Raw genomic sequence first — 26470 nt, forward strand, 5'->3', positions numbered from 1 at the left:
CGAGTGCCGCTGACCTTTCGGAGCGTGCCATGTCGATGCCACCATGCTTTGCCGATCGCCGCGAGGCTGGCCTGTACCTGGGCCGCCGCCTGGCTGAGCTGGGTTTCGGCGCCGCACAACTGGGCCAGCCCGCGCTGGTGCTGGCGCTGCCGCGCGGCGGGGTGCCGGTCGCGTTCGAGGTGGTGCGCGCGCTCGACGCGCAGCTGGATGTGCTGCTGGTGCGCAAGATCGGCGCTGCCGGCTATCCCGAGCTGGCGCTGGGCGCGGTGGTGGAGGGCGATGCCGGCGGCGGCGGCCCGCACACGGTGGTCAATGACGATCCCTGGGCGCGGCGCGCCGTGGAAAGCGGCAGCTTCGATGCCGAGCGCGGCCGCCAGCTCGACGAGATCGCGCGGCGCCAGCAGCGCTATCGCGGCGGTGCGCCGGTGCCGGCGCGCGCCGGGCGCACGGTGATCGTGGTCGATGACGGCGTGGCCACCGGCGCCACCATGCGCGCCGCGCTTGAAAGCGTGCGCATGGCCGGGGCGGCGCGCGTGGTGGCGGCCACGCCGGTGGGGTCGGGGGAGGGGCTGGCTAGCCTGTCGGCCGCGGCCGACGAGGTGATCTGCCTGAACACGCCACCCAGTTTCGGCGCGGTTGGCGCGTTCTACCTGGATTTCTCCCAGACCAGCGACGAAGAGGCGCTGGCCCTGCTGCGCGCGGCGGCGGCGCCGCCTGCGCGCTGAGGTTCGCTCAGCCCTGGTCCGCCTGGCCCTTGCCCAGGCGCGCCTTCAGGTGCGGCACCAGCCCGCCGGCGGCCAGGATCGCGCGCAGGAAGTCAGGGATGGGCTCGCACGCGACCAGGCTACCGTCGTCCAGGCGCAGTTGTGCCGACGCCAGGTCCAGCACCGCGTGCGCGCCGTCGGCCAGGCGGCTGGTGTCGGCGCAGACCAGCACCGGCAGGCCCAGGTTGATGGCATTGCGATAGAACAGCCCGCCGAAGGACTGCGCCACCACGGCGCCCACGCCCAGTTCGCGCAGTGCCTGGGGCGCCTGCTCGCGCGAGGAGCCGATGCCGAAGTTGGCACCCGCCACCAGCACGTCGCCGGCGCGCACGCTGCCGGGAAACTCCGGGCGCAGCGAGGCCAGGCAATGCCGGGCCAGCACCGGCAGTGGCGATTTCATCAGCACGGCGGGGGCCATGGCATCGGTGTCGATGTTGTCGCCGAAGCGCCAGAGGCGGCCAGCGGGGGCGGGGGCGATAGCAGAGGTCATGCAAGAAGTCTGTCCCGCCAGGCGGGCACTAAGTCAGGCCCGCAGCGTTACTCCAGCAGGGTGCGGGGATCGGTAATGCGGCCGGTGACGGCGCTGGCGGCCACGGTCATCGGCGAGCCCAGCCACACGGCGCTGCCGACGTCGCCCATGCGCCCGGAGAAATTGCGCGCCGTCGACGCAATCGCGCGGCTGCCCGCCGGGAAGCGCGCCGCGCCATAGCCGGCGCAGGCGCCGCAGGCGTTGGGAAGCAACGTGGCGCCGGCGTCAGTCAGGATGCCAAGCGTGCCCTCCTGCTCGGCCAGCAGCTGGTCGCGGCGCGAGGCCGGCGCCACCTGCAGGGTCACGCCCGCGGCCACGTGGCGCCCGCGCAGCACGCGCGCGGCCATGCGCAGGTCTTCCAGTTTGGCGCCGGTGCAGGCACCCAGGTAGGCGATCTGCACGGGCTCGCCGGCGGCCTGGCCTACCGGCGCGCTGTTGGCCGGGGAGTGCGGCGCCGCCACCTGCGGCACCAGTGCCGCGGCGTCGAAGCGGTGGGTGGCCAGCACCGGCGCGTCGGGGTCGGTGCGCCAGTGGGCCAGGTCGATCGCGGCCAGCGTCTGCGCCGGCACGCCGGCCTCGGCCAGCCAGCCGAGCGTGACCGCATCGGGCGCCACCAGGCCGGTCTGCGCGCCGAGCTCGGCGCTCATATTGGCCAGCGTCATGCGCTCCTGCATCGGCAGCGCGGCGACGGCGCTGCCGGTGTACTCCAGCGCCTCGTAGCGGCCGCCGCCCATGCCGAGCGTGGCGCACAGGAACAGCATCATGTCCTTGGCGCAGACGCCCGGTGCAAGCTGGCCGTCCCATTGCAGCCGGATGGTATGGGGCACGCGCAGCCAGATCTCGCCGGTGGCCAGCACGCCGGCCATCTCGGTCGCGCCCACGCCGAACATATAGGCGCCGAAGGCGCCGCCGGTGGGGCTGTGGCTGTCGCCGCCAACAATCAGGCGGCCCGGCAGCACATGGCCGCGCTCGGGCAGCACCACATGGCAGATGCCTTCGGCGTCGATGAAGTGGGCGCCGGACTGGCGCGTCCAGTCGCGCGTGAAGCGCAGGATCGACTCGGCCTGGGCATCGCCGCCCGGCACGAAATGGTCGGTCACCACCACGTAGCGCGACGGGTCCCACACGCCGGTGCCAAGCTCCTGCAATAGCGGCGCCACGCGGCGCGGGCCGCTGGAGTCGTGCGACATCGCCAGGTCGACCCGGCAGATCACCACCGTGCCGATCTCTGCATGCGCCAGCCCGGCGGCGCGCGCCACCAGCTTCTGCGCCAGCGTGGCGGGGGTGTGGCTCATTCCGGCGAGGCTCCCGAGTACTTGACCACGGCGGCCCAGCGCTTGACGTCCTGCTTCACGAATGCGGCGAAGGCTTCGGGCGTCGTGCCCATCGGCTGCGCGCCGTCGTTCTCCAGGCGCTTGCGCACCGCAGGTGTTTCCAGCCCCTTGCGCGCGGCCTGGTACAGCGCCTGGGTGACGTCGTGTGGCATGCCGGCCGGACCGAACAGGCCGAACCATGCGCTCGACTCGAATCCCTTCACGGTGGCGCCGATCGGCGCCGCGCCCGGGAACTGCGGCAGCGGCGCGGGGCTGGTCACCCCCAGCACCTTGAGCTTGCCCGCGCGCACGTGCGGCAGCACGTTGATGGTGCTGGCGAACATCAGGTCGCACTGGCCCGCCAGCACGTCGGTGAGCGCGGGCGCGGTGCCCTTGTACGGAATATTGACGATGTAGGTGCCGGTCATCATCTTGAACATGTCGCCAGCCATGTGCAGCGACGAGCCCACCGAGCCGATGGCAAAGTTCAGCTTGCCCGGTTCGGAACGCGCCAGGCGGATCAGCTCGGGCACGTTGCTGGCCGCCAGCTTCGGCGTGGCCACCAGCACGCTCGGCACGGTGGCCACCAGCGTGATCGGGGTGAAGTCCTGCACCGGGTCGAACGGCAGCTTCTTGTACAGCGTGGCGTTGATGGTGTGGCTGGTGAAGCTCATCAGCAGTGTGCTGCCGTCCGGCGCGCTCTTGGCGACCAGGTCGGCGGCGATATTGCCGCCGGCGCCGGGGCGGTTCTCGACCACCACCGGCTGGCCCAGCTCCTGGGACATTTCCTGGGCGATGGTGCGCGCCAGCGTGTCGGTGGTGCCGCCGGCGGGCGCGCCCACCAGGATCCGGATCGGCTTGCCGCCTGCCACCTGAGGATGCCCCTGGGCGGCGGCGGACAGCGGCAGGGCCAGCGCGCACGCGGCCAGGCTGGCCATGGCCAGGCGCTGCACCGCGGCGCGGCGGGGGATCGAAGGCGAACGGGTCGGGCTGGACGGGACCAGGCGGAACACTGGCATGGCGACGGCTCCTCGCTTGATGTGATCAGAGATGCGCAGTATCGCCCGGAACGTTACGTGGCGCATCCCTGGCAGCGCCGCCCGCGGGAAATCGGCGGCGGTCCGCGGGGTCAGTCGCGCAGGCCCGGGCGGGTTTCGCTTTCCACCCAGACGTTGGCGCTGTCCACGCCGGCCGGCGACAACTCCATCCGGTATTCATAGCGGTCCGGGCGGTACTGGCCGAGCAGCAGCTGCACCGGGCGCCCGGCCGCGTCCTTGACCACGCGGCGCACCGCCAGCAGCGCGCCGCCTACCGGCACGTCCAGCAGCGGCGCCACCACCACGTCGGCCAGGCGCGCGGACAGCACCTGGGTGGCACGGCCCAGCTTCACGCCGCCGGCCTCCAGCAGGCGCAGCACCGGCCGCTCTTCCAGGGACTGGCGCGTGATCGGCCGGCCCAGGTCGGCGGGCAGGTAGACCGTGATGTGCGACAGCGGCCGGTTGCGGTAGTGGCGCACGCGCACGATCTTCACCACCGGATCGCCCGGCTCGATCTGCAGCGATTCGGCCACGTCGGGCGTGGCATGGACTTCGTCGATCGAGATCACCTTCACCGACGTCTTCTGGCCCATGTCGATGATGTTGTCGAGCAGGCTGGTGCCGCGTTCCTCGCCGGCCGCCGCCGCCGGGCGTACCGGATGCGGATTGACGAAGGTGCCAAGCCCGCGGTGGCGGCGCACCAGTCCCTCCTGCACCAGGCGGTCGAACACGCGCCGCATGGTCACGCGCGAGGCGTGGAACTGCTTGGCCAGGTCGATCTCGCCCGGCAAGGGGCCCTGGCCGAAGCGGCCTTCCACGATCTGCTGGCGCAATACGACGTAAATCTGGTGATACAGGGGAACGACGGCTTCACTCATGGTTTCCCTTGCGGAGAGATGACAAGTCTGTAATGCCTCTAATGTACTTTAAATCAGACATAGAGCCTAGCATGGATAGCCGCAGTGGCGCTTGCGGAACAACGTCGCCGGCGCAGTGTTGCGGTGACGCATCCCGTCTCCGCCAAGGCCCCTTGGCTGATTGCGCCAGTGCGGGTGAAGTCGGTTCGGCGCTGCTGCATGCGTTGCTGGGCGGACCAGGCCGGCGCGGCGGACCGGGCTTGTGCCGGGCGGCGAGGACATGACATCGGGGCTGCTGCTGCAATGTGGGATGCCTGACACGGGCGGCGGTGACGGCACCCTCGGCGTCGTGTTTCAGTCCCGATACGTACGGTCGCGCCTCGGGCAAATCCTGACTGCCTGCATAAGGCACTGAAAAATAAGGCGTTTTCTGACCACTCCGGCCCCCCCTCAGGTGGGCTGGGAGTGGCCGTGTCACAGCAGTGTGACATGTCGTCTGCCGTGCACAGCGACGAGGGCGCTAGCGATCGCGCAAGTCAGCGGAAAGTTCCCGTTAGAGTGCCGGGCAGGCCTTGTAATACAAGGAGTTGGCGCCGCAGGCGGCGCGGCTGGCACCGATTATGCGCAGGGGGAGTCTGGTTTGGCTGGGTGCCGGACCTGAACCTCCAGCCGTTGTTCCTCGCAAGAGCGCCGGCCGGAGGCTGAGCCGCTGTGACACTGTGCAATTCTCCTGGGAGCTTCGTATGAAAAAGACCTTACTGGCGTCGGCTATCGCCATGGCATTTGCGGGACAGGCCTGGGCAAATCCGACCAATAACAACGACGTGGTAAGAGGTGGCGGCGACAACACGCAAACCGCCACAGCGAACTCGACGCAGAGTGGCAGCGGTGCGGCGGCGAACGAAAATTCGACCGCGGTGCAGGCCAATGACAGCAGCACCAACACCAAGACCACCACGGTTGGCGTTAGCAAGACCAAGACCACGACCAACTCAAACAACAAGAGCAAGATCGACTTTGACCATGGCGTAGGCAACGCCGGCGCCAACGGCGGCAGCGCAACCTCCAGCGTCAGCAACGCCTTCAACACCAGCAAGGCACTGGCCATCAGCAAGCTGAATGGCACGGTTTCCGGCAACACGATCGGCCCGATTGGCAACTACGCCACCAACTCGGGTAACGCCAATGGTGCAGCCGGCGGTCGCGGCGGCTACGGCTATGGCGGTACCGGCGAAGGCGGGCACGGCGGCAATGGCGGCAACGGCGGTGCCGGCGGCAGCGGCGGCTCCGGTGGCAGCGCTGTCAACGGCAGCGCCACCAATGGCAACGCCACCAACGGTAGCGCCACGGCTGGTGATGGCGGCGCCGGCGGCAAGGCGATTGGCTGGGCCGGCGGTGGCGGTGACGGCAAGGCATATGGCGGCAGCGCGCTCTCCGCAGCGGGCAGCAAGGGCGGCGGCGGTGGCGATGCCTATGGCAAGGGCGGCGGCGCTCTGAGCGCATCGCTCGGCGCCGGCGGCCGCGGCGGCAGTGCCGGCGCGATCGGCGGTGGTGGCCTGGGTGCCAGCGGTGCCCTGGGCGGCTTGGCAGGTTCGGCCGGCGGCTCGGGTGGCAGCAGTGGCAATGCCAACGGTGCGGGTACTGACACCACGACTGGCGGCGCAGGCGGCGCAGGCGGTGCCGCGACCGGTACCAACACGGCTGGTGCGGGCTCCGGTTCGGGCGGCGCAGGTACCGCGACTGGCGGTACGGGCGGTGCCGGAACGGCGAGCGCAGGCGCAGCCGGCGGCAATGGCACCGGCACCGGCGGTGGCGGTGGCGCAGGCGGCGCGGCGACTTCGACGGCAACGGCGGGCGCGGCATCCGGCACTGGCGGAGCAGGCGGCACGCAAGCCAGCGTTGGCGGCGCGGGTGGCGCTGGCGGTTCGGCCACCAACGGCAGCGCATCGAGCTCGGCATCCAATGGCAGCTCCACGGCCGGCAACGGTGCTGTGGGTGCTACAGGCGGCGCCGGCGGCGCCGGCGGCGTCGGCAATGGCGGCACTGGCGGCACCGGCAACGGCGCAGTCGGCGGCGCGGGTGGTGCTGGCGGCTACAACTATGTCGACGCGGGCACCTTCAATATGTCCAACACCATGACCAGCGTTGGTCAGACGGCGGCGGGCATCATGATGGCCAACCAGAACAGCGGCGCTGCCTCGCTCGTGCAGCAAAGCGTGAACGTTCAGGCCAACCTGCAGGTCGGCGGCAACCGGTAAGGGCGCAGCCACGGTCCGGCCCGGGCCTTGTGCCCGGGCCGGACCGGCAGCTCGCACTCATGCCGGCAGGACCGGCGCCCGCATCCTGTGTGCGGGCGCGCGGGTCCTGTCATGCCCATGCAAGCCTGATTGCCTGGCGGCCGCCCGGATGGGGGCGGCCAGCAGGCAAGGGGAGACGACACCATGCAATCGGTCCGCTTCGCCGTCGGGGCATTCGCGACGGTCTTACTCGCCTGGCCAGTGCTGCAGGCGCACGCTGAGCCGCCAGGGCTGGACGCCACCATGGCAGCAGCGCGCGCTGCCTCTGGCACAGCGCCAGACACGGCGGCAACCACCACAGCGCAGCCGGCGGCCGCAACCTCTTTGTTCGGAGGGGTGGCGAAAGCTGTTCCCGTGTCTAAACTGGATGACATCCGTGGCGGCGCCGAAGTCACAGTCAACGATATGCGCCTGCACGGCACCGTGGCCGACAACGCCGCGGTCAATATTTTGTCCGGCACGAACAACATCACGGACGGAGCCTTCTCGAATGCGACGGGGATTCCCACCGCGATCCAGAACTCGGGCTCCAACGTACTGATCCAGAACGCCACGATCGTCAACGTTCAGTTCAAGCAATGAAGCCGCTGCGAAACCTGCTGGCATCGTTACCGTTCGTGCTGGCCGCGGGGGGCGTTCCGTGTGCCCAGGCTGCCGACACCGTGATTTACGGGCCGGTCGGCGAGCCCTACAACGTCCGGGTCACGAGCGTGCGCGAGGCGCGCTTCAAGTCCACGATCCGGCAGCAGTACGACTTCAGCTGCGGCTCGGCCGCGGTGGCCACGCTGCTGAGCTACCAGTACGGCCATCCGGTGAACGAGGCCACGGTCTTCCAGAACATGTACCTCAACGGCGACCAGCAGAAGATCCGCGCCGAGGGGTTCTCGCTGCTCGACATGAAGCGCTTCCTGGCTGCGCTCGGCTACGAGGCCGACGGCTATGAGCTGCCGCTGTCCAAGCTGGAAGAGACGCAGGTGCCAGCCATCGTGCTGATCGTGGAGAACGGCTACCACCATTTCGTGGTGGTCAAGGGCGTGAAGGGCGACCGCGTGCTGATCGGCGATCCCGCACGCGGCACGCGTGCGTTGTCACGCGAGCATTTCGAGCAGATCTGGGACAGCCAGCTGCTTTTCGTGATCCATAACCGCACCGAACGGGCGCGGTTCAACCTTGCAGCCGACTGGCGCGTGGCGCCCAGCGGCCCTTACTGGATGGGAGTCAACCGGGATAGCCTGTTCTTCACCGTCATGCCCAAGCATGGCGCGGGCGATTTTTGAGGAACGCATCATGTTGCAGACTTCCTTCCCGACCCCAGCAGCCCCTCGCAGCGCCGGTCATGCGGCCGCGGCGATGCTGCTCGGCGCCGGGTTGGCCTGTGCCGGCACGGCGCAGGCCACCATGCTGCCACAGCCCGACGCCCTCGACGCGTCGGCGCTTCCATCGCAGGAGATCATGCCTGCGAGCGACGGGCAGGACCAAAACCCTCTGGCTGCCGCACGCGGCAGCATGGCCGGCTGGAAACCGGTGGCACACGAAAAACTCGACGACATGCGGGGCGGCTTCGAAGTGCCGGGCTTGCAGGTTTCGTTCGGTATCGAACGCGCGGTGTACATCAACGGGGCCCTGGTGGTTGCCACCAGCATTAACATCCCCGATGTCAGCCGCATCACCGCCGACCAGGCTGCGCGGCTTGCCTCGACGCTGGGTCCGGCCATCGTTGCCAGCACCAATGCTGCGGTCGCCAACGCGCTGGCGGCCAATCCGGTGACGGCAGGCGCGGATGGCGCCAGCGGCAGCGCCACCTCGGCGGCGAATGGCGCATCGGCCAGCAGTACCGGCGCGTCCGGGGCCAGTTCGGGCGCCAGCGGTGCGGCCGGCTTGCCCGTGACGGTGGTGAATACGGCCACCGGCCAGGTCGTGAGCAACGGGCTGCTGAACGTGATCCAGAACGGCCCGGGCAATGCGGCCGCGGTCGGATCACTGGCGGGTACGCCCGCGACGGTGATCCAGAACACATTGAACAACCAGAGCATCCGGAGCCTGATGACAATCGACGCAAGCGTGAATACGCTGCAGGCATTCCGGTCTCAATTGGCCAACACCGCGCTTAACGGCGCGCTGATGCGGGCCGCAAGCATGAGGTAGTCGTAGCGAGGCATCGGGCAGTACAGGTCGCAGGCTCCTGCAAGAACAGTCTGCCGTCCCGGGGGAGGAAGACGTCATGAAGAAGCGGTCGATGCAGGGCATTCGCAATGCGGGATGCTCGACGTTACTGTTACTCGGCGGCCTGGCGCAGGCCCAGACGCCGCCGGACGCGGGACCACCCGCAGCCGGACTGGAAGCACTGCAGAAGGAGCTCGCCGAACAGGCCACCCAGCTCGACGCCATGAAGCGGGCGCTGGCCGAACAGGAGGCGGTGATCCGCGAACTGCGCAACGTGATCGGCACCGAGGTGCTGGCCAACAAGCGCGGCGGCCAGCGCGCGGGGCCCGGCGTGTCGCCGTCCGACAACGCCACCAACGCCGCCACCGCGGCGGCCGCTGCCAGCGCCACCCAGTCAGCGCCCAACGCGGTCAACAACCCGCAGCAGATCATTCTCCAGCCGCCGCAGGAGATGGCCCAGGGTCCGCAGGCGGGCGAGTCCGCCGACGGGAAGACCGTGGCCCTGGAAGAACCCGTGGGCCGCCCGCCGGAGGAAGACCGCCGTCCGCCCGAGATCGCGCCGATCATCGACCAGCCCGGCGTGCTGACCGCCCAGGGCAAGCTGGTGATCGAGCCCGGCTTCCAGTACGGCTATTCGTCCAATAACCGCGTCGCGCTGGTCGGCTACACGGTCATCCCGGCCATCCTGATCGGCCTGGTCGATGTGCGCGAGGTCAAGACCTCGACCTACATCCCGTCGGTCGCGTTCCGCTACGGCTTGACCAAGCGGCTGGAAATCGAAGCCAAGGTGCCTTACGTGCATTCATCGGGCCAGACCGTCAGCCGCGAGGTCTTCACCGGCACGGCCGTCGACAGGGTGTTCAATGCGAGCGGCAGCGGCATCGGCGACGTCGAGGCGACGGTGCGCTACCAGCTCAACTACGGCAACGAGAAGATACCGTACTTCGTCGGCTGGCTACGCTACAAGTCCAATACCGGCACGGACCCGTTCGAGGTCGTGACCGACTGCGTGACGCGCTGCGTGGGCAATGCCACCGGCACCGGCCTGCCGCTCGGGCTGCCCACCGGCACCGGCTTCCAGGCGATCCAGCCCGGCGTCACCTGGCTGCTGCCGACCGACCCGGCGGTGTTCTTCGGCACCTTCAGCTACCTGCACAACTTTGCGCGCGACAACGTGAGCCGCACCGTGCTGAACGGCGAGAAGGAGAATCTCGGCAAGATCGCCCCGGGCGACATCTTCGAGTTCAGCTTTGGCATGGGCCTGTCGCTCAATGAGAAGGCGTCGTTCAGCATCGGCTATGACCAGGCCATCATCTGGCCGACCAAGCAGAACGGCCAGACCGTGCCGGGCTCGGTGCGCGTGACCCAGGGCACCTTGCTGGTGGGCTATTCGTACCGCTTCAACAACCGCTACACGCTGAACCTTTCAGTGGGGGCGGGGCTGACGCGCGACACCCCCGACCTGCAGGTGAATCTGCGCCTGCCGATCACTTTCTGACGCGCCTTTCTGCGCATTTTCGTCTGACGTGACGCGTGCCCCGCATGTGCGGGGCTACGCGTGCGCATCACATCCGCGGCCAGGGTGCGCAGGTACGGAATCGCGCCTTGCGCTGGCCCCTTGAACGGCGTACAAAGAAATATCCCCGCGCCGCCAGCGGTACTTTCTTACCAGGTTCAAACTCACCGGTGGTGCGGCCTGAAAAAGGAGAGAGACATGCGCAAACGCATCTTCTGGTTGTTGCCCGACCTGGCGAGTGCCCGTCGCACCATGGACGACCTGCTACTTGCCCGCCTCGAGAACAGCCACATCCACTTCGTGGCGCGCGACGGCTCCGACATGACGGGCCTGCATGAAGCCAACCTGTTCCAGACCTCCGACATCGTGCATGCCGCCGAGATGGGCCTGATGGTGGGCGGCGGCGTGGGCGTCGTGGCCGGCGTGGTGGTGGCGATGTTCCCGATTGTCAGCGACACCCCGCAGTGGGGCCTCGTCGGCGTGCTGGCGGTGCTAGGCGCGGTATTTGGCGCATGGGCCTCGAGCATGATTGGCAGCTCGGCACCCAACAGCCGGCTGCGTGCATTCGAGAAGGACATCGAGGCCGGCAAGATCCTGCTGATGGTCGACGTTCCGCGCAGCCGTGTCGAGGAAATCGAAACCCTGCTCGCGAACGCGCATCCGGAAGCCAGCTTTGCGGGGTTGGACCCGGCTGTACCGGCTTTCCCCTGAGCCATCGGCTTATCGCCGCTGGTTGTTGTTCAGCGCTGTCGCATCTCTTTACGCGCGCCCTTGTGGCGCGCCCTGACGCGCATCCTTTCGCGCGCCCCGGCTCACACCGGAACTGCCTGCGCGGTTCCGGTGTGATGCTGCTGCAACACTCCGATCTTTCCCGGTTTGCCCCCATGAGACGCATGCGGTAACTTGCGTGACGGCACACGGCCGTGCATGCCGTGCCGCAATAAAACGATGAAGTCAGCCGGACAGGCGCAGGGGTCGAGACAATGAAAGCGAAATGGATCGCGTGCGGCATGCTGGCCGCCACGCTGGGATGGGCCGCGCAGACGGCCCTGGCGGAAACGGGCGTGACCCGCAATACCATCCGCATCGGCCAGTCGGCCGGCATCACCGGTCCGGTGGCCGGTTCGGTCAAGGAGCAGATCGCCGGCGCGCAGGTGTACCTGCGCACCATCAACGCCAGCGGCGGCGTGGCCGGGCGGCGCATCGAGCTGGTGACCCACGATGACGGCTTCGATGCCAAGCGCACGCCCGACAATGTGCGCAAGCTGATCGACGAGGACAAGGTGTTCGCGCTCTTCATGGTGCGCGGCACGCCGCAGAACGAAAGCATCCTGCCCATCATCGCCGCGCAGAAGGTGCCGCTGGTGGCGCCGCTGACCGGCGCCATCACGCTGCACCGGCCGGTGAACCGCTACGTGTTCAACGTGCGCGCCAAGTACCAGGACGAGGTGGCGCGTGCGATCAACCACCTGGCCACATCGGGCATGAGCCGCATCGGCATCTTCTACGCCAACGACGGCTTTGGCCGGGACGTGCTGGAAGGCTACAGTGCCGCGCTGCAGGCGCGCGGCGTGCAGCCGGCGGCGACGGCAAGCTTTGCCCGGCCCATGGGCGATATCACCCAGAGCGTGGCCGCCATGAACAAGGCCAACCCGCAGGCGGTATTGGTGATCGGCTCGGGCTCGGAGGCGGCGCGCATCATCCGCGAGCTGCGCCGCGCCGGCAGCGAGGCACAGTTCGTCACGCTGTCCAACAACGCGGCCGATTCCTTTATCCGTGAACTGGGCGCCGATGCGCGCGGGCTGATCATCACGCAGGTGGTGCCGGGCACCAACTCCAGCCAGATGACGCTGGCCAGCGAATACCGCAGCCTGGCCAAGCAGCAGGGCGTGGAGCCGTCGAACGCCGGCATGGAGGGTTTCATGTCGGCCAAGGTGCTGGTCGAAGGGCTGCGCCGCGCCGGCCCCGACCTGACGCGCGAGCGCCTGGTCACGGCGCTGGAAGGCATGCGCGACTACGACCTTGGCGGCATCCTGATCAGCTACAGCGCCGAGCGCCATACCGGCTCGTCGTTCGTGGAAATGTCGATCGTCTCGTCCACCGGCAAGCTGATCCGCTGAATCCCGCGGGCAGGGGGCTGCGGTATAGTCCCCGCATGGCTACTCCTACCCCCTCCCCCGATTCTCGTACCCCGTTCTCGCTGCACGGCCGCGTGGCGCTGGTGACCGGCGGCGCGCAGGGCCTGGGCCTGGCGATTGCCGCCGGGCTGGCCGATGCCGGTGCCCATGTGCTGGTGGTGGCGCGCAATGCGCAGCGCGTGCAAGCGGCCGTCGCGGCGCTGGCCGCGCGCGGCGGCAGCGCCGAGGCGCTGGTGCTCGATATCACCGATGAAGCCGCCGTGGTGGCCGCGTTCGACCGCATCGACGCCGCCTATGGCCGGCTCGACATCCTCGTCAACAACGCCGGCGCGCGCAACCGCAGCACCATGGCGCAGCTCGATGCCGGCGACCTGCGCGCCATGCTCGAGACCAACCTGGTGGCGCCCTACGCGCTGTGCCGGCTCGCCGCGCAGCGCATGCGCCGTGGCGACTACGGGCGCATCGTCAATGTGAGCTCGATCGCGGGCCAGGTCGCGCGCGCCGGCGACGTGCTCTACCCTGCCACCAAGGGCGCCCTGGACGCGCTCACGCGCGCCATGGCGGCCGACCTGGGGCGGCACGGCGTCACCGTCAACGCGATCGCCCCGGGCTACTTCGCCACCGAGCCCAACCAGGCCATGGTCGAGGACGAGGGCGTGGCCGAGTGGCTGCGCCAGCGCACCTCGCTGGGCCGCTGGGGCCAGCCAGAGGAAGTGGCGGGGGCGGTGGTATTCCTGGCGTCGCCGGCCGCATCCTATGTCACCGGGCAGGTGCTGGCCGTCGACGGCGGCTATCTCGGGCACTTCTGAGGGCGCCGCCGGCAGCAAAGCGTACCCAATTCTGCGTGCCGCTTTTGCCGGGTTTTCAGCGCCGCGCGGGCGGCTTGCCGCCGCGGTAGAACGCCTGCAGGCAGTCGATCATCGCGGCTGCCGCGGCCGAGTCGCCGCGGTCCTTGAGCCGCACCAGGCAAATATCGCGCACCAGCGACGGCAGCTGCAGCGGCCGGATCGCCAGCCCCTCGCGCCGGAACTGAAACAGCGCCAGCGACGGCACCGCGCTCACGCCCAGCCCCGCCTGCACCAGCGCCGCCACCGTCGCCAGGTGCTCCACCTCCATCACGCTGGTCAGGCGCAACGGATGCAGCGCGGCGTCCAGGTGCTGGCGCACGCTGGTCGTGCGCGACAGCTGGATAAACGGCAGGCCCGCCAGCATCTCCGGCGTGATGCGGCGCTTGCGTGCCAGTGGGTGGTCCGCCGGGCACACCAGGTGGAAGGTGTCGCGCACCAGCGGCTCCACGCGCAGGTCGTCGTCCTGGGCCGGCGCCGGGGCCAGCGCAAAGTCGGCGCGGCCCTGGCGGACCAGTTCGATGCAGCCGTCGGCGAGCTGGTCGAACAGCTCCAGCAGGATGCCCGGATAAAGCGCGCGGAACTGCGCCAGCAACGGCGGCAAGTCGCCGGCGGCCAGCGACGGCAGCGCCGCGATCGACACGCGCCCCTTGCGCCGCTCGGCGTGCGCGCGCAGGTCCTCGAACGCGGTTTCGAAATCGGCCAGCAGCCGGCGCGCGGTCTGCTCGAAGCGCACGCCGTCGCTGCTCAGTTCCACGTGCCGCGTGGTGCGTTCGAACAGCCGGCTGCCGGCCTGTTCCTCCAGCGTCTGCACCAGCGCGCTGAAGGCCGACTGCGACAGGTGGCAGGCACGCGCCGCGCGCGTGAAATTGCGGTAGGTGGCCAGCGCCACGAAGGCGCGCAGGTGCTTGACCGAGAGGTTCATGGGGCCCTGGCGGATTTATCCAGCAAGTCGATAGATTAATCCAAATAATCCGTTTTTTGGCTGGACGTCCCCGCTCTAGAATGGGATCGAGTCCACCAACAACCTGCCCCCACCATGACTGCTCCCTTGCTGATCGGCTCCGGCGCCGGCTTCTCCGGCGACCGCACCGATGCCGCGCTGCCGGTGGTGCGCACGCTGATTGCCTGCGGCCAGCCGGCCGCGCTGATCTTCGAGACCCTGGCTGAACGCACGCTGGCGCTGGCGCAGCTGGCGCGGCGCAACGATCCCGCGCAGGGCTACGAGCCGCTGCTCGATGCGCTGCTGGTGCCGGTGCTGGGCCTGTGCCTGCAACACCGCATTCCCATCGTCGGCAATTTCGGAGCCGCCAACCCGCGCGCTGCGGCGCGGCGCGTGCTGCAGCTGGCGCAGGAACTGGGCCTGCCCGCGCCGCGCGTTGCAGTCGTTGAGGGCGATGACCTGTCCGACGATGCGGGGCGCGCGCGCTTGCACGGCATTCTTGGCGATGCCTTTGAGGCCGATCGCTTCGTCTGCGCCAATGCCTATATCGGCGCGCAAGGCATCGCCGAGGCGATCGCTGCCGATGCCCAGGTGGTGGTGTGCGGGCGGGTGGCCGATCCGGCGCTGGCCGTGGGGCCGGCGATGGCGCACTTCGGCTGGTCATGGGATGACTGGGACCGCCTGGCCGCCGCCACCATGGCCGGCCACCTGCTGGAATGCGGGGCGCAGGTCACCGGCGGCTACTTTGCCGATCCCGGCATGAAGGACGTACCCGATGTGCATGCACTGGGCTTCCCGATCGCGCAGCTCGATGCCGACGGCGGCATCGAGATCTTCAAGGCCGCCAATACCGGCGGCTGCGTGGACCTGCGCACGGTCAAGGAGCAGCTGCTGTATGAGGTCCACGACCCGGCCGCCTACCTGACGCCGGACGTGGTGGCCGACATAGGCGCCGTCACCGTGGCGCAGCTGGGTCCGGACCGGGTGGCGGTGCGCAATGTGCGCGGCCATCCCCGTCCGGCGCAGCTCAAGGCCAATGTGTTCAGCCACGGCGGCTGGCTGGCCGAGGGCGAGATCTCGTACGCCGGCCCCAATGCCGCCGCCCGCGCGCGGCTGGCCGCCGACATCCTGTGCCGGCGCATGCAGCTGCTGGGCCATGACGCGCCCATCCGCTTCGACCTGATCGGCGTGCTCAGCGTGCTGGCCGACGATGGCGGCGCGATGTTCGCCCAGCGCCAGCCGCATGAGCAAGCGGCGCAGGACGTGCGCCTGCGCGCTGCGCTGGCGCACGACGACCTGGCGGTGGCGCAGGCCCTGCAGCGCGAGGTCAATGCGCTCTATACCTGCGGCCCGGCCGGCGGCGGCGGCGTGCGCACCGCGCAGCGCGCGCGCCTGAATGCCGTGTCGTGCCTGGTGCCGCGCGAGGCCGTGACGGCCACGCATAGTTTCATCGCCTGAGGAGGTCCGACCATGACTGACACTGCTGCGCTCTACCAGTTCGCCCACGGCCGCACCGGCGACAAGGGCAACCGTTCCAACATCAGCGTGATCGCCTACGACGCGCGCAACTACGACCACCTGGTCACGCACGTGACCGAAGACGCCGTGCGCGCGCTGTTCCGCGAGCGCCGGCCCACGTCCGTCACGCGCTACCTGGTGCCATCGCTGCAGGCGATGAACTTCGTCCTCGACGGCGTGCTCGATGGCGGCGTCAACGACGCGCTCAACCTCGACACGCACGGCAAGGCACTGTCGTTCCGACTGCTGCAGCTTGAGATCCCTGTGCCGCCGCGGCTCGCGTCCGGCGCCGCGGATAGCCACTGATCCATCGCTTCACACCGACAACAAGTTCTACAGGAGACCACGATGTACCCATTTCTCAAGCCACTGGCCGTTGCCGCGCTGGCGCTGATCCTGCCCGCGGGGCTGGCCTGGGCCGAGTTCCCGGACAAGCCGATCCGCTTCGTGGTGCCGTTCGCGGCCGGCAGCGCCACCGACCAGCTGGCGCGCGCCATCGGCCAGGCCATCACCGTGGACAGCAAGGCCACCGTGGTGGTCGACAACAAGCCGGGCGCCAACGGCTTCATCGCCGCATCGGACGTGGCCAAGGCCGCGCCGGACGGCTACACCGTGCTGATCAGCACCAACACCACGCATGCGGCCAACGAGCACCTGTTCAAGAAGCTGCCCTACGACCCGGTCAAGGACTACGCGCCGATCACCACGCTGGGCCGCGGCGGCCAGATCATGGTGGTCAACCCGCAGGTGCCGGCCAAGACCGTGGGCGAGTTCATCGCGCTGGCAAAACAGCAGCCGGGCAAGCTCAGCTTCGGCAGCGGCAGCTCGTCGTCGCGCATTGCCGGCGAGCTGTTCCAGCAGATGGCGCATGTGGAGTTGCTGCACGTGCCGTACAAGAGCAACCCGCTGGCCATCACCGACCTGCTCGGCAACCAGATCCAGATGATGATCACCGACACGGCCACCGGCCTGCCGCAGGTCAAGAGCGGCAAGCTGCGCGCGCTGGGGGTGTCGGGCAAGACGCGCTCGCCGCTGGCGCCGGACGTGCCGACCATCGACGAAGCCGGCGTCAAGGGCTATGAGATGAGCTACTGGTTCGCGGCCTATGCGCCCGCCGGCACGCCGCAGCCGGTGGTGGCGAAGCTCAATGCGATGATGGTCAAGGCCGCGCGCGGCGATACCGCGGCCGGTTTCTACAAGTCGACCGGCACGGAGGTGTTCACCAGCACGCCCGCGGAGCTGGCGAAGTTCCAGTTGCAGGAGTCCGGCAAGTGGGGGCGCATCATCAAGGCGGCGAATATCCAGCCAGAGTGAACGCAGGGCAGCGCAAGCTCCCATGCATGGAAAACGGGGCCAAACGGCCCCGTTTTTTACGCAGAAGTAGGTACGCTTTGGTGCTTGCGGCCTTGATGGACAAGGGCCGGCTAAGATATGCCTGGCAGCGCGGCCTTGCCGCTCCGGCCTACTCCTCGACAACACCAACCAGAACAGGAACAGGATATGAAGCAGCAGTCCGTGGTGTGCCATGCAACCTTACGTCCGGGCCGTCGCCCGGTGCTGCGCCAGGCCGTATTGCGTGCCGCCATCGCCGTCACCATCGGGGCCGCCGTGCTTCCCGCCATTGCCACTGCGCAGACCACCACGCCGCCGGCCCAGCAGAAGACCCAGGTGCCGGGCTACTACCGCATGATGGTCGGCCAGCTCGAGGTCACGGCGCTCTATGACGGCTACATCGACCTGGACCCGAAGATCCTCAAGTACACCAGCGCGCGCGAGGTGCAGAGCCTGCTGGCGCGGATGTTCGTCGAATCGACGCCGGGCATGCAGACCGCGGTCAACGCCTACCTGATCCATACCGGCAGCCACCTGGTGCTGGTCGATACGGGCGCGGCAGCCTGCTTCGGGCCCACCCTCGGGCGCATCGGCGAAAACCTGCGCGCGGCGGGCTACGCGCCGGAACAGATCGACACCGTGCTGCTGACCCACCTGCACGGCGACCACGCCTGCGGCCTGGCCACGGACGGCAAGGCGGCGTTCCCGAACGCAACCGTCTATGTCGACAAGGCCGATGCCGACTACTGGCTCAGCGAAGCCAATGCCGCCGCCGCGCCGAAGGAGGCGCAGGGCCTGTTCGCCATGGCGCGCGCCGCGGTCGCGCCGTACCAGGCGGCGCAGCGCTTCCGCCCCTTCAGCGGCGGCGCCGGTGTCGAGCCCGTTCCCGGTGTGCGCGCGGTGCCGGCCAATGGCCATACTCCGGGCCACAGTGGCTACCTGTTCACCTCGGGCAAGGACAGCCTGCTGCTGTGGGGCGACATCGTGCACAGCCATGCGGTGCAGTTCCGCCGCCCGCAGGTGGCGATCGAGTTTGACGTGGACAGCCACCAGGCCGTGATCACGCGCCAGCGCATCCTGGCCGATGCCGCCAAGGGCCGGCTGTGGGTGGGGGGCGCGCATATGCCCTTCCCGGGCCTTGGTCATGTGCGCCGCGATGTGGCCGGATATGCGTGGGTGCCGGCGGAATTCGGGCCGATCCGCAACGACCGCTAGCCGACCACGCCGGGCCGTCGCTTTTTCGCCTAGAGTCATCCCAGCGGCCCGTATGACGTACGGGACGGATGGTCGTGTCCACTGCGGAGGATTTGCGATGAACGCCAGGGCATCCCGCTTCGATCCTGCCCGCCGCCGCTGGCTTGGCGCCGGCGCCGCGGCCCTGGTGCTGGCCGCGCCCCTGCCACGCGCCGCGTGCGCCCAGCCTGGCCCGGCGGCCGGCCGCGAGGCTGCCGCGCAGCGCATCGGCGTGATCGGCTCGGGCCGCATCGGCGGCACCGTGGGCGGGCTGTGGGTCAAGGCCGGACACCCGGTCCTGTTCTCGTCGCGGCACCCGGAGGCACTCAAGCCGCTGGTCGAAGAATTGGGTACGCTGGCGCGCGCCGGCACCGTGGCCGAAGCCATTGCGTTCTCTAACGTGCTGTTCCTGGCCACGCCCTACGGCGCGCTGCCGCAGCTCAGCCGCGACCATGCCGAGGCCTGGCGGGGCAAGATCGTGCTTGATGCCACCAACGCCTACGAGCACCGCGACGGCCCGATCACCGAGGAGGCCAGGCGTGACGGCATCGGCATCACCACCGCGCGCTACCTGCGCGGCGCGCGCGTGGTGCGGGCCTTCAACTTCATGGGGGCGGCGCAGTTTGCCAGCGAGCATCACCGGGCGGGCGGCCTGGTGGCGGTGCCCATCGCCGGCGACGACAAGGCCGCGCTCGACGTGGCCGCGCAACTGGTGCGCGATGCGGGATTTGAACCGGTGGTGGTGGGGCCGCTGGCCAGCGCGGATCGCTTCGCACCGGGCGGGCCGCTGTTCCGGCAGGTGGGTACGGCCGAGGAGTTCCGGCGCAAGATGGGCGCACGCTGACGCTGCGCCCGGGGGTGCTGGCGGATCAGGGCCGGCGCCGCTCCATTGCCACCATCGACGGCGTGAAGCCGAGCTGGCCGAAGAATGCGGCTTCGGAGGAACGCGCCGCGCGCAGCATCCAGGTGATGTCGGGGTCGTTGCCCACGATGTGCCGCACCAGGGCGCGGCCGATGCCGCGCCGGCGGTGGCTGGGCGCGACGGCAACCATCGACAGGAAGCCGTCGCAGACGTCGTCGCACAGCGCGCGGGCAAAACCGACGATCTCGCCGTGCTCCACCGCCACGACCACGCGTTGGGAGTTGGCCACCAGCCGTGCGAATTTCTCCGGGCCGCCCACCCGGTGGGCCCAGCCGTTGGCGATCAGTAGTTGTCTGGCTGCCTCGATGTCGTCGGGCAACAGGTTACGGATTTCCATCGGCGGCTCTCCCAGTAAAGCGTGTACGGCCCCTCGCCGCCCCTTGCCACGAGGGGCGCCGCGAGTCGAGAACAGCACGGGAACCCGTGCCGCGCAATTGGCGGAGTGTAGCGAGCGGGCGCGGGCGCGTCAATTTGGCTTCCGGCGGGGTCGGGTGCTGCTCACGCCAGCGCGCCGGCGCGGTATCATGGCCTCCATGAACGCCCCCGTCTTTTCCTCCGCACATCCGGCCGACCAGCTTGCCGAGTTCACCGACGCGGATGCGGCGATCGCGCGCATCCGCGACATCTACGAAGCTTCGGTGGGCGCCGTGCGCGCGCGCTTCGACGCCTTCGCCAGCGGCAAGCCGCTGCCCTCGGCCGCGCATGCGTGCTATCCGTACCTGGGCATCTCGGTCAACATCGAGACCATGGTCACCGACAGCCGGCCGTCATGGGGCACCGTGGCCTACCCGGGGGTGTATGGCACCACCGTGACCCGCCCCGACCTGCTGGCGGACTACTACCGCGACCAGATCGAGCGGCTGATGCGCTATCACCGCGTGCCGGTGGTGGTAGGGCTGAGCCGGCGCCCGATCCCGCTGCCGTTCGTGATCGAGGCTTCGACCACCGACATCAGCTACACCCAGGCGCGCGAGCTGGAGGCATCGTTCGTGCTGCCCGAGCTGAGCCGCATCGACGACGGCATCGCCAACGGCACCTATGAGCCGATCCCGGGCGAGGCCTGGCCGCTGTCGCTGTTCCCGGCCGAGCGCGTGGACCTGGCCCTGCAGCGGCTGTACCACTACACCGGCACGGCACCGCAGCATTTCCAGCGCTTCGTGCTGTTCACCAACTACCAGCGCTATGTCGACGAGTTTGTCGAGCTGGGCCGGGGCCTGATGGCCAGCAGCGACGGCGGCGGCTACACCCGCTTTGTCGAGCCCGGCGACGTGATGCAGGAACTGGGCGGCGCGGAACCCGACGACGCCTCACGCCCGCGCGCGCTGCCGCAGATGCCGGCCTATCACCTGGTGCGCGAAGACAAGCTGGGGGTGACGCTGGTCAATATCGGCGTGGGCCCGTCCAACGCCAAGACCATGACCGACCACCTAGCCGTGCTGCGCCCGCATTGCTGGCTGATGGTGGGCCACTGCGGCGGCCTGCGCCGCTCGCAGCAGCTGGGCGACTACGTGTTGGCGCACGCCTATGTGCGCGACGACCACGTGCTCGACCACGACCTGCCGCCGTGGGTGCCGGTGCCGCCGATCGCCGAGATCCAGGTGGCCCTGCAGGAGGCCGTGGCGCGCGTGACCGGGCTGTCCGGCAACGAGATGAAGACCCGCATGCGTACCGGCACGGTGGTCTCGACCGATGACCGCAACTGGGAACTGAAGTCCAAGTCGCTGTATGCGCGCTTCAACCAGTCGCGCGCGATTGCCATCGATATGGAAAGCGCGGCGGTGGCGGCCAATGGCTTCCGGCTGCGCGTGCCCTATGGCACGTTGCTATGCGTGTCGGACAAGCCGCTGCATGGCGAGCTCAAGCTGCGCGGCATGGCCAACGCCTTCTATCGCCAGCGCGTCAGCCAGCATATGACCATCGGGCTGGAGGCGATCCGCATCCTGCGTGAGAACGGGGTGGAGCAGCTGCATTCGCGCAAGCTGCGCAGCTTTGATGAGCCGGCGTTCCGGTAGGTCCGCATCCTCGCTCATCCGGAAAAGCAAAAGGCCGGCGCCTGATTGGCGCCGGCCTTTTGCATGGCACTGCAGGATCAGAAGCGATACCCCACACCCATGCTGAACAGCCACGGATCCAGGTTCACCTTGGACACCTTGACATCGCCGGCCTTCACATCGCTCGACAGCCAGATCTTCTTGATGTCGGCGTTCAGGAACCAGTTCTTGGTCAGCTTGTAGTCCATGCCGATCTGCAGCGCGGGACCGACGCTCCAGCTATCGAGCTGCAGCGCGTTGTTGGCAATGTTCTCGCCCCAGATGCGGGTGAAGTTCAGGCCCGCGCCGATATACGGGCGGAAGGTGCCGTTGGGAATGAAGTGGTACTGCACCAGCAGCGTCGGCGGCAGATGCTTGAAGGTGCCGACCTTGTTGCCGTCCAGGTAGACGTTCTGCTTCTGCGGCACGGTCAGCACCAGTTCGGCGGCGATGTTCGGCGTGAAGAAGTAGGTGACGTCGAACTCGGGAATCCACTTGTTGTTGACCGTAATGCGGTCCGACGGGCCGACGCCGCCGACGGGGTCGGAGCTCTTGGCCATGTCGAGATAGGTGCCGCGCAGGCGCACCATCCAGTTGCCCTGGGCATCGTCCGCGGCGGCGGCAGGGGTGGCAAAGGCGCCCAGCATGGCGCAGGCGGCGATGGCGGAACAGGTGACCCGGGTGCGAAGAGAGAGTGTTTTCATGAGGTTCTGCTTGGTCTGGTATCAAATCCGGATCCAGTTTGGCCGAGCAGGCCGGGCTGGGCTTTGACCCAAAACAAGTAGCGGGGAACGGGGCTGGCTGGGTCGCGCAGGCGCTACAGCGAGGAAGGCGCCACGGTGCCCAGTTGCGCCGACGCTTCTAAACACATGCGGAATTATTCGTGGCGCGGTGCGATGCTGCCCCTTACGCTGTGCGAAAGATCCGAGCACGCCAGCAGCGTGTGCGGATCGGCACCGAGCATGTCGTGGGCGTCCGCAAGGGCCTCTTTCCGGGTGTGCCCCGTGGGGGCGGGGCACACCGGTTTTCTTGCGGCGGCTTGCGGTGTCAGGCCTCGGCGGCCTCTGCTGACTGCGAGGCTTGCGCCACGCCAAAGCCGGCCTGCAGGTGCCGGTTCACGCCCGAGATCACCGCGCGCAGCGAGGCCGTGACCAGATTGGCGTCGATGCCGGCGCCGAACCCTGTCGGCGAATCGCCCACGCGCACTTCCACATAGCAGGCCGCGCGCGCATCGGCGCCGGCGGTCATTGCATGCTCGTGGTAGTCCATCACGCGTACCGGCAAGTCCAGCGCATTGACGAAGGCATCGATGGGCCCGTTGCCGGTGCCGCGCACGCTGCGCTGCTTGCCGTCGCGCACCATCTGCACTTCGATCTCCGTGGCGCCGCCGCTGTCAGACACCAGCTGGTGCGATACATAGCGCAGCGGTGTCTGCTGCGCGAGGTACTCGCGTTGGAACAAACCATAAAGATCATCGGCACTTGCCTCAAGCCCGGTGTCGTCGGTCATGGCCTGCACTGCGCGGCTGAATTCGATCTGCAGGCGGCGCGGCATGTAGATGCCATGCACCTGCTCCAGCAGGTAGGCCATGCCGCCCTTGCCGGACTGGCTGTTGACGCGGATCACTGCGTCATAGCTGCGGCCGAGATCGGCCGGGTCGATCGGCAGGTAGGGCACTTCCCAGATGCTGTCCGGCTGCTGCTGCGCAAAGCCCTTGCGGATCGCATCCTGGTGCGAGCCCGAGAACGCGGTGAACACCAGGTCGCCCACATACGGGTGGCGCGGATGCACCGGCAGCTGGTTGCAGTGCTCCACGCACTGGCGCACCGCGTCGATATCGGAGAAGTCCAGTCCGGGCGCCACGCCCTGCGTATAGAGGTTGAGCGCCAGCGTCACCAGGTCGACATTGCCGGTGCGCTCGCCGTTGCCGAACAGGCAGCCTTCGACGCGGTCCGCGCCTGCCATCAGCGCCAGTTCCGCGGCGGCCACCGCGGTGCCACGGTCGTTGTGCGGGTGCACTGACAGCGCGATGTGTTCGCGCCGTGCCAGGCGGCGGTGCATCCATTCGATCTGGTCGGCGAACACGTTGGGCGTGCTGCATTCGACTGTGGTCGGCAGGTTCAGGATCATCGGCCGGCCCGGGCCGGCCTGCCAGGCGGCAGAGACGGCGTCGCTGACTTCCAGCGAGAAGTCGAGCTCAGCCAGGCTGAAAGTCTCGGGTGAATACTCATAGGTCCATGCCGTCCCGGGCATGGCATCGGTCAGCGCCTTGATCAGGCGCGTGCCCGAGACCGCGACTTCCTTGATCTCTTCACGCGAGGCATTGAAGACAATGCGCCGCCAGGCCGGTGCGATCGGGTTGTACAGGTGCACCGTGGCCCGCGCTGCGCCGCGCACGGACTGGACGGTGCGGCGGATCAGGTCTTCGCGCGATTGCGTCAGCACCACGATGTTGACGTCGTCGGGGATGCGCTGCTCTTCGATCAGCATGCGCACGAAGTCGAAATCGGTCTGCGAGGCGGCGGGGAATGCGACTTCGATTTCCTTCAGGCCGATCTTCACCAGTTGCTCGAAGAAGCGCAGCTTGCGCGCCGGGTTCATCGGCTCGATCAGGGCCTGGTTGCCGTCGCGCAGGTCGGTGCTCATCCAGCGCGGTGCGCGCGTGATGGTGCGGCCGGGCCAGGTGCGGTCAGGGATGTCGACGGTAGCGGCGGGCTGGTACTTGGTGGCGGGATTGCTGAGCATACGGGGTCTCCTTCCTCGCTAAGGGAAGCAAAAAAAAGAAAAACGGGAAAAGGGTGGCGAAAGGCTGCCGAACTGCCACGGGGCACTAGGCCCGGCAACCGATCGATAGGCTTAGCAGTAGCGAGGAAGCGCGCAGGGCGCGGCCCGATGCCTGGGCAGCCAGCACGCGAGCGCGGGCAGCGATGCGGGACGCATCGGCAGCCTGGCTGAGTGTGCTGGTGTAACGGTTCATCGTGCCTGGAGGAGGAGGGCGGGGAGCCGCTCGTGGTTGGTGCGCATCCGGCAGGCGCCGGATGGCCTGCAAAGGTTAGTCGACAAGGCCGGCCCCGGTCAAGCGTGGGAGCGCGCCGGGTGCGGGCGTGGCCCGATCGGGGGACTGCCATGCGCGGGTTGCGCCAAACGGCTGGGTCCGGCTTGCGGGCGGAACCCTGCCGGTCTTATTTGCCTCGCCCGAATGGCGGTGCCGCTGCGCTGAAAGGATGAACCACGCGCATGCTCTGTGCGCCGCACCTCAGTCCTCTGGCCGGTATTGCGCTGGCACCTTTGTGCCTAGGCTGGTAGCGCGGGAAAAAACACACGACTGGGGGGAACATCATGAGACTGAGAACGTGGGCATCCTGGCTGGCAGGCGCTGCCATGACCTTGCTGCTGGCAGCGTGCGGCGGTGGCGGCGGCGGTTCGGGCACGCCCACCACGCCAAACGCAGGCGGCACCACGCCGCTGACCTATACGGTGAAGATGAGCGTGACCTCCGGCGAGGTCGGCGTCGGCCGCACGATCACCATCAGCGCGCTGGCGGTGGACAGCAACGGCATCGACGTGTCCGGCAACACCACCTTCAACTGGACCAGTACCGACAGCGGCATTGCCACCGTGGAGCCGAGTGCCACCACGCCGGGCAGCGCCGTGGTCAAGGGCATTGCAACCGGGACGACCACCGTCCAGGTGGTGGCGAGCGTCAAGGGCGCCGACAACACCACGGTGCAGCTGCCCGCGCAATCCGCCACCATCACCGTGGTGCCGGCCTCGGCGCTGAGCTACAGCCTGTCGATCCCGAACAGCAGCCTGTCGATGAGCGACGGGCAGACGCTGCCGGTCAAGGTATCGCTGGTCGACAGCAATGGCGCCGATGTGTCCGCCAGCGTCAACAGCTGGGCATGGTCCAGCAGCGGCACCGCGGTCCAGGTCACGGCCAGCCAGAACAGCGCCACGCTGAAGGCGAGCAACAGCTCACCCACCGCCGTGGCCACGGCCAGTGTCTCGGTGTCGGTGACCGCGCCGGACGGGCATGCCATTGCCGGGGTGATCGCGGTGACGGTGCAGAAGAACGGCGCTGCCGCCTATCGCGTGGTGACGACCAAGGGCGGCCGCGAGGTGAATGCGCTGCAGGTCTTCAGCAACCGTCCGGAAACCTTCACCTCGCGTGTGCTGCGCCACGATGGCCAGGACGTGACCGCGGACTTCGACGGCGCCTGGACCTACAATGCGACCTCGGCCACGCTGTCCGCATCGGAAGCGGCGGGTACGCATGACGCCACGGTGAGCACCAGCCTGGCCAGCGACAAGGGCCCGGTCCAGAGCAGCCTGACGGTGACCGCAGTCAGCACCAGGCTGGGCGAGCGCCGCAGCGCCACGCTGACGGTGACCGAGAACCCGGTCTGGGCGCTGGTTGGCGACAACCAGGATCCAATGACGCTGCTGCTGATGCCGCCGACGACGGTCGAGGTGACCGCACGCATGAAGCACCTGGGTGATGACGCGCAGTACACCGCGTGCAACAACTGGGCTTGGGACAAGACCGGTCCGGTGACACTGAGCCCAAGCATGGTCATGCTGCCGAACCAGGTGCGCGCCGCCGGCACCGCGGCTGGCGACTTCACCATTACCGCGACCTGCACTGCGGCCGCCGACAATACGCCGCTGAAGCTGGTCTTCTACGGTACGGTCAAGTAAGCAGCAGGTTCCCGCGCCTGACGAAACGCCCTCCATCCGGAGGGCGTTTCGTTTTGGGGCACACCAGCGGCCGTCGGGAGGGAAGCCGTCAAAGCGTACCCGTTTCTGCGTGACTGGCGCCGAGCGTTCCAGGCGCTGCCGGGGCCTGCCGACAAAGGCGTCCGGACAAGGCTGGGCCTGCCTTTGCGGGACGTGCCCGAGATGCGTGCCAGGCCAGCCAGTGCGCAAAGCGTACCCGTTTCTGCGTGCCCACGGCGCAAGCCTTTCCAGGCGGGTTCTCTCTCCGCCAGGCCGTCAACAGGCGAGCGCAAACCGCTGCTTCCGCGCCGGGCGGA

Annotated in this window: 24 protein-coding genes; 16 read left to right on the forward strand and 8 right to left on the reverse strand. The window is 68.6% G+C overall.

Going from position 1 to position 26470, the window contains the following annotated elements:
• The first annotated feature begins 29 nt into the window (after nt 1–29).
• A complete protein-coding gene (locus AC1Q7H_RS13320; RefSeq protein WP_436224488.1) occupies nt 30–725 on the forward strand; it encodes a phosphoribosyltransferase in 696 nt (231 codons plus the stop codon).
• Nucleotides 726–732: 7 nt separating this feature from the next.
• On the opposite strand, the gene AC1Q7H_RS13325 is transcribed toward AC1Q7H_RS13320, so the two are convergent.
• The 4 genes from AC1Q7H_RS13325 to AC1Q7H_RS13340 form a co-directional block, all read right to left on the reverse strand.
• Nucleotides 733–1254, reverse strand: a complete 522-nt coding sequence (locus tag AC1Q7H_RS13325; protein WP_013951769.1) for a LeuD/DmdB family oxidoreductase small subunit — start codon at nt 1252–1254, stop codon at nt 733–735.
• A gap of 47 nt (nt 1255–1301) precedes the next feature.
• Nucleotides 1302–2588, reverse strand: a complete 1287-nt coding sequence (locus tag AC1Q7H_RS13330; protein WP_013951770.1) for a 3-isopropylmalate dehydratase large subunit — start codon at nt 2586–2588, stop codon at nt 1302–1304.
• Nucleotides 2585–3625 (reverse strand): tripartite tricarboxylate transporter substrate binding protein, encoded by a 1041-nt coding sequence (locus AC1Q7H_RS13335; RefSeq protein WP_013951771.1) that lies wholly within the window; start codon nt 3623–3625, stop codon nt 2585–2587. The genes AC1Q7H_RS13330 and AC1Q7H_RS13335 overlap by 4 nt, the downstream gene beginning before the upstream one ends.
• A 110-nt stretch (nt 3626–3735) precedes the next feature.
• Nucleotides 3736–4521, reverse strand: coding sequence for a GntR family transcriptional regulator (locus AC1Q7H_RS13340; RefSeq protein ID WP_013951772.1), 786 nt, complete (start codon nt 4519–4521; stop codon nt 3736–3738).
• Nucleotides 4522–5243: 722 nt separating this feature from the next.
• On the opposite strand from AC1Q7H_RS13340, the gene AC1Q7H_RS13345 reads away from it, so the two are divergent.
• From AC1Q7H_RS13345 to AC1Q7H_RS13380, 8 genes are all read left to right on the forward strand, one after another.
• Entirely contained in the window at nt 5244–6758 is a 1515-nt protein-coding gene (locus AC1Q7H_RS13345) for a hypothetical protein (protein WP_492378465.1), read from the forward strand.
• A 183-nt stretch (nt 6759–6941) separates the two neighbouring features.
• On the forward strand, nt 6942–7379 hold the full coding sequence (locus AC1Q7H_RS13350; protein ID WP_492378466.1) for a hypothetical protein: 438 nt from the start codon (nt 6942–6944) through the stop codon (nt 7377–7379).
• Nucleotides 7376–8074: a C39 family peptidase gene (locus AC1Q7H_RS13355; protein ID WP_492378467.1), complete on the forward strand. Its 699-nt coding sequence runs from the start codon at nt 7376–7378 to the stop codon at nt 8072–8074. Before AC1Q7H_RS13350 ends, AC1Q7H_RS13355 begins: the two co-directional genes overlap by 4 nt.
• Before the next feature lie 10 nt (nt 8075–8084).
• Nucleotides 8085–8942, forward strand: a complete 858-nt coding sequence (locus AC1Q7H_RS13360) for a flagellin (RefSeq protein ID WP_492378468.1) — start codon at nt 8085–8087, stop codon at nt 8940–8942.
• Nucleotides 8943–9018: 76 nt separating this feature from the next.
• Entirely contained in the window at nt 9019–10458 is a 1440-nt protein-coding gene (locus tag AC1Q7H_RS13365) for an acetate kinase (RefSeq protein WP_492378469.1), read from the forward strand.
• 216 nt (nt 10459–10674) lie between these two features.
• Complete coding sequence (locus AC1Q7H_RS13370) at nt 10675–11187, forward strand: hypothetical protein (RefSeq protein WP_013951778.1); 513 nt, start codon at nt 10675–10677, stop codon at nt 11185–11187.
• A 272-nt stretch (nt 11188–11459) separates the two neighbouring features.
• Nucleotides 11460–12596 carry an ABC transporter substrate-binding protein gene (locus tag AC1Q7H_RS13375; protein WP_013951779.1) on the forward strand — a complete coding sequence of 379 codons (1137 nt, stop codon included), beginning with the start codon at nt 11460–11462 and terminating at the stop codon, nt 12594–12596.
• A 35-nt stretch (nt 12597–12631) separates the two neighbouring features.
• Nucleotides 12632–13423: an SDR family oxidoreductase gene (locus AC1Q7H_RS13380; protein WP_492381384.1), complete on the forward strand. Its 792-nt coding sequence runs from the start codon at nt 12632–12634 to the stop codon at nt 13421–13423.
• A gap of 55 nt (nt 13424–13478) precedes the next feature.
• Here AC1Q7H_RS13380 and AC1Q7H_RS13385 read toward each other — a convergent pair whose 3' ends face one another.
• Complete coding sequence (locus AC1Q7H_RS13385; protein ID WP_492378471.1) at nt 13479–14384, reverse strand: LysR family transcriptional regulator; 906 nt, start codon at nt 14382–14384, stop codon at nt 13479–13481.
• Between the two features lie 114 nt (nt 14385–14498).
• Here AC1Q7H_RS13385 and AC1Q7H_RS13390 point away from each other — a divergent pair, with 114 nt between their 5' ends.
• The 5 genes from AC1Q7H_RS13390 (at nt 14499) to AC1Q7H_RS13410 (ending at nt 19329) form a co-directional block, all read left to right on the forward strand.
• Complete coding sequence (locus AC1Q7H_RS13390; RefSeq protein ID WP_013951782.1) at nt 14499–15860, forward strand: acyclic terpene utilization AtuA family protein; 1362 nt, start codon at nt 14499–14501, stop codon at nt 15858–15860.
• 12 nt (nt 15861–15872) lie between these two features.
• Nucleotides 15873–16226 (forward strand): AtuA-related protein, encoded by a 354-nt coding sequence (locus tag AC1Q7H_RS13395; protein ID WP_013951783.1) that lies wholly within the window; start codon nt 15873–15875, stop codon nt 16224–16226.
• Between the two features lie 42 nt (nt 16227–16268).
• Nucleotides 16269–17234: a Bug family tripartite tricarboxylate transporter substrate binding protein gene (locus AC1Q7H_RS13400; RefSeq protein WP_153954329.1), complete on the forward strand. Its 966-nt coding sequence runs from the start codon at nt 16269–16271 to the stop codon at nt 17232–17234.
• A 186-nt stretch (nt 17235–17420) separates the two neighbouring features.
• Complete coding sequence (locus tag AC1Q7H_RS13405; RefSeq protein WP_041228502.1) at nt 17421–18467, forward strand: MBL fold metallo-hydrolase; 1047 nt, start codon at nt 17421–17423, stop codon at nt 18465–18467.
• A gap of 97 nt (nt 18468–18564) precedes the next feature.
• Nucleotides 18565–19329, forward strand: coding sequence for an NADPH-dependent F420 reductase (locus AC1Q7H_RS13410; RefSeq protein ID WP_013951786.1), 765 nt, complete (start codon nt 18565–18567; stop codon nt 19327–19329).
• A gap of 25 nt (nt 19330–19354) precedes the next feature.
• Here the strand turns inward: AC1Q7H_RS13410 and AC1Q7H_RS13415 are convergent, their stop codons facing one another.
• Complete coding sequence (locus AC1Q7H_RS13415; protein ID WP_010814084.1) at nt 19355–19744, reverse strand: GNAT family N-acetyltransferase; 390 nt, start codon at nt 19742–19744, stop codon at nt 19355–19357.
• A gap of 187 nt (nt 19745–19931) precedes the next feature.
• Between AC1Q7H_RS13415 and AC1Q7H_RS13420 the strand changes: the two genes are divergently transcribed.
• Nucleotides 19932–21419 carry an AMP nucleosidase gene (locus tag AC1Q7H_RS13420; protein WP_011616336.1) on the forward strand — a complete coding sequence of 496 codons (1488 nt, stop codon included), beginning with the start codon at nt 19932–19934 and terminating at the stop codon, nt 21417–21419.
• A 77-nt stretch (nt 21420–21496) separates the two neighbouring features.
• On the opposite strand, the gene AC1Q7H_RS13425 is transcribed toward AC1Q7H_RS13420, so the two are convergent.
• Together AC1Q7H_RS13425 and leuA are read right to left on the reverse strand one after the other, a co-directional pair.
• Entirely contained in the window at nt 21497–22141 is a 645-nt protein-coding gene (locus AC1Q7H_RS13425) for an OmpW/AlkL family protein (RefSeq protein WP_153954331.1), read from the reverse strand.
• 343 nt (nt 22142–22484) lie between these two features.
• Entirely contained in the window at nt 22485–24182 is a 1698-nt protein-coding gene (gene leuA / locus AC1Q7H_RS13430) for a 2-isopropylmalate synthase (RefSeq protein ID WP_013951788.1), read from the reverse strand.
• 594 nt (nt 24183–24776) lie between these two features.
• Between leuA and AC1Q7H_RS13435 the strand changes: the two genes are divergently transcribed.
• Nucleotides 24777–26135 carry a hypothetical protein gene (locus AC1Q7H_RS13435; protein ID WP_492378473.1) on the forward strand — a complete coding sequence of 453 codons (1359 nt, stop codon included), beginning with the start codon at nt 24777–24779 and terminating at the stop codon, nt 26133–26135.
• Nucleotides 26136–26470: the final 335 nt, after the last annotated feature.

It is taken from the genome of Cupriavidus sp. GW823-FHT06D04 (assembly GCF_058795055.1).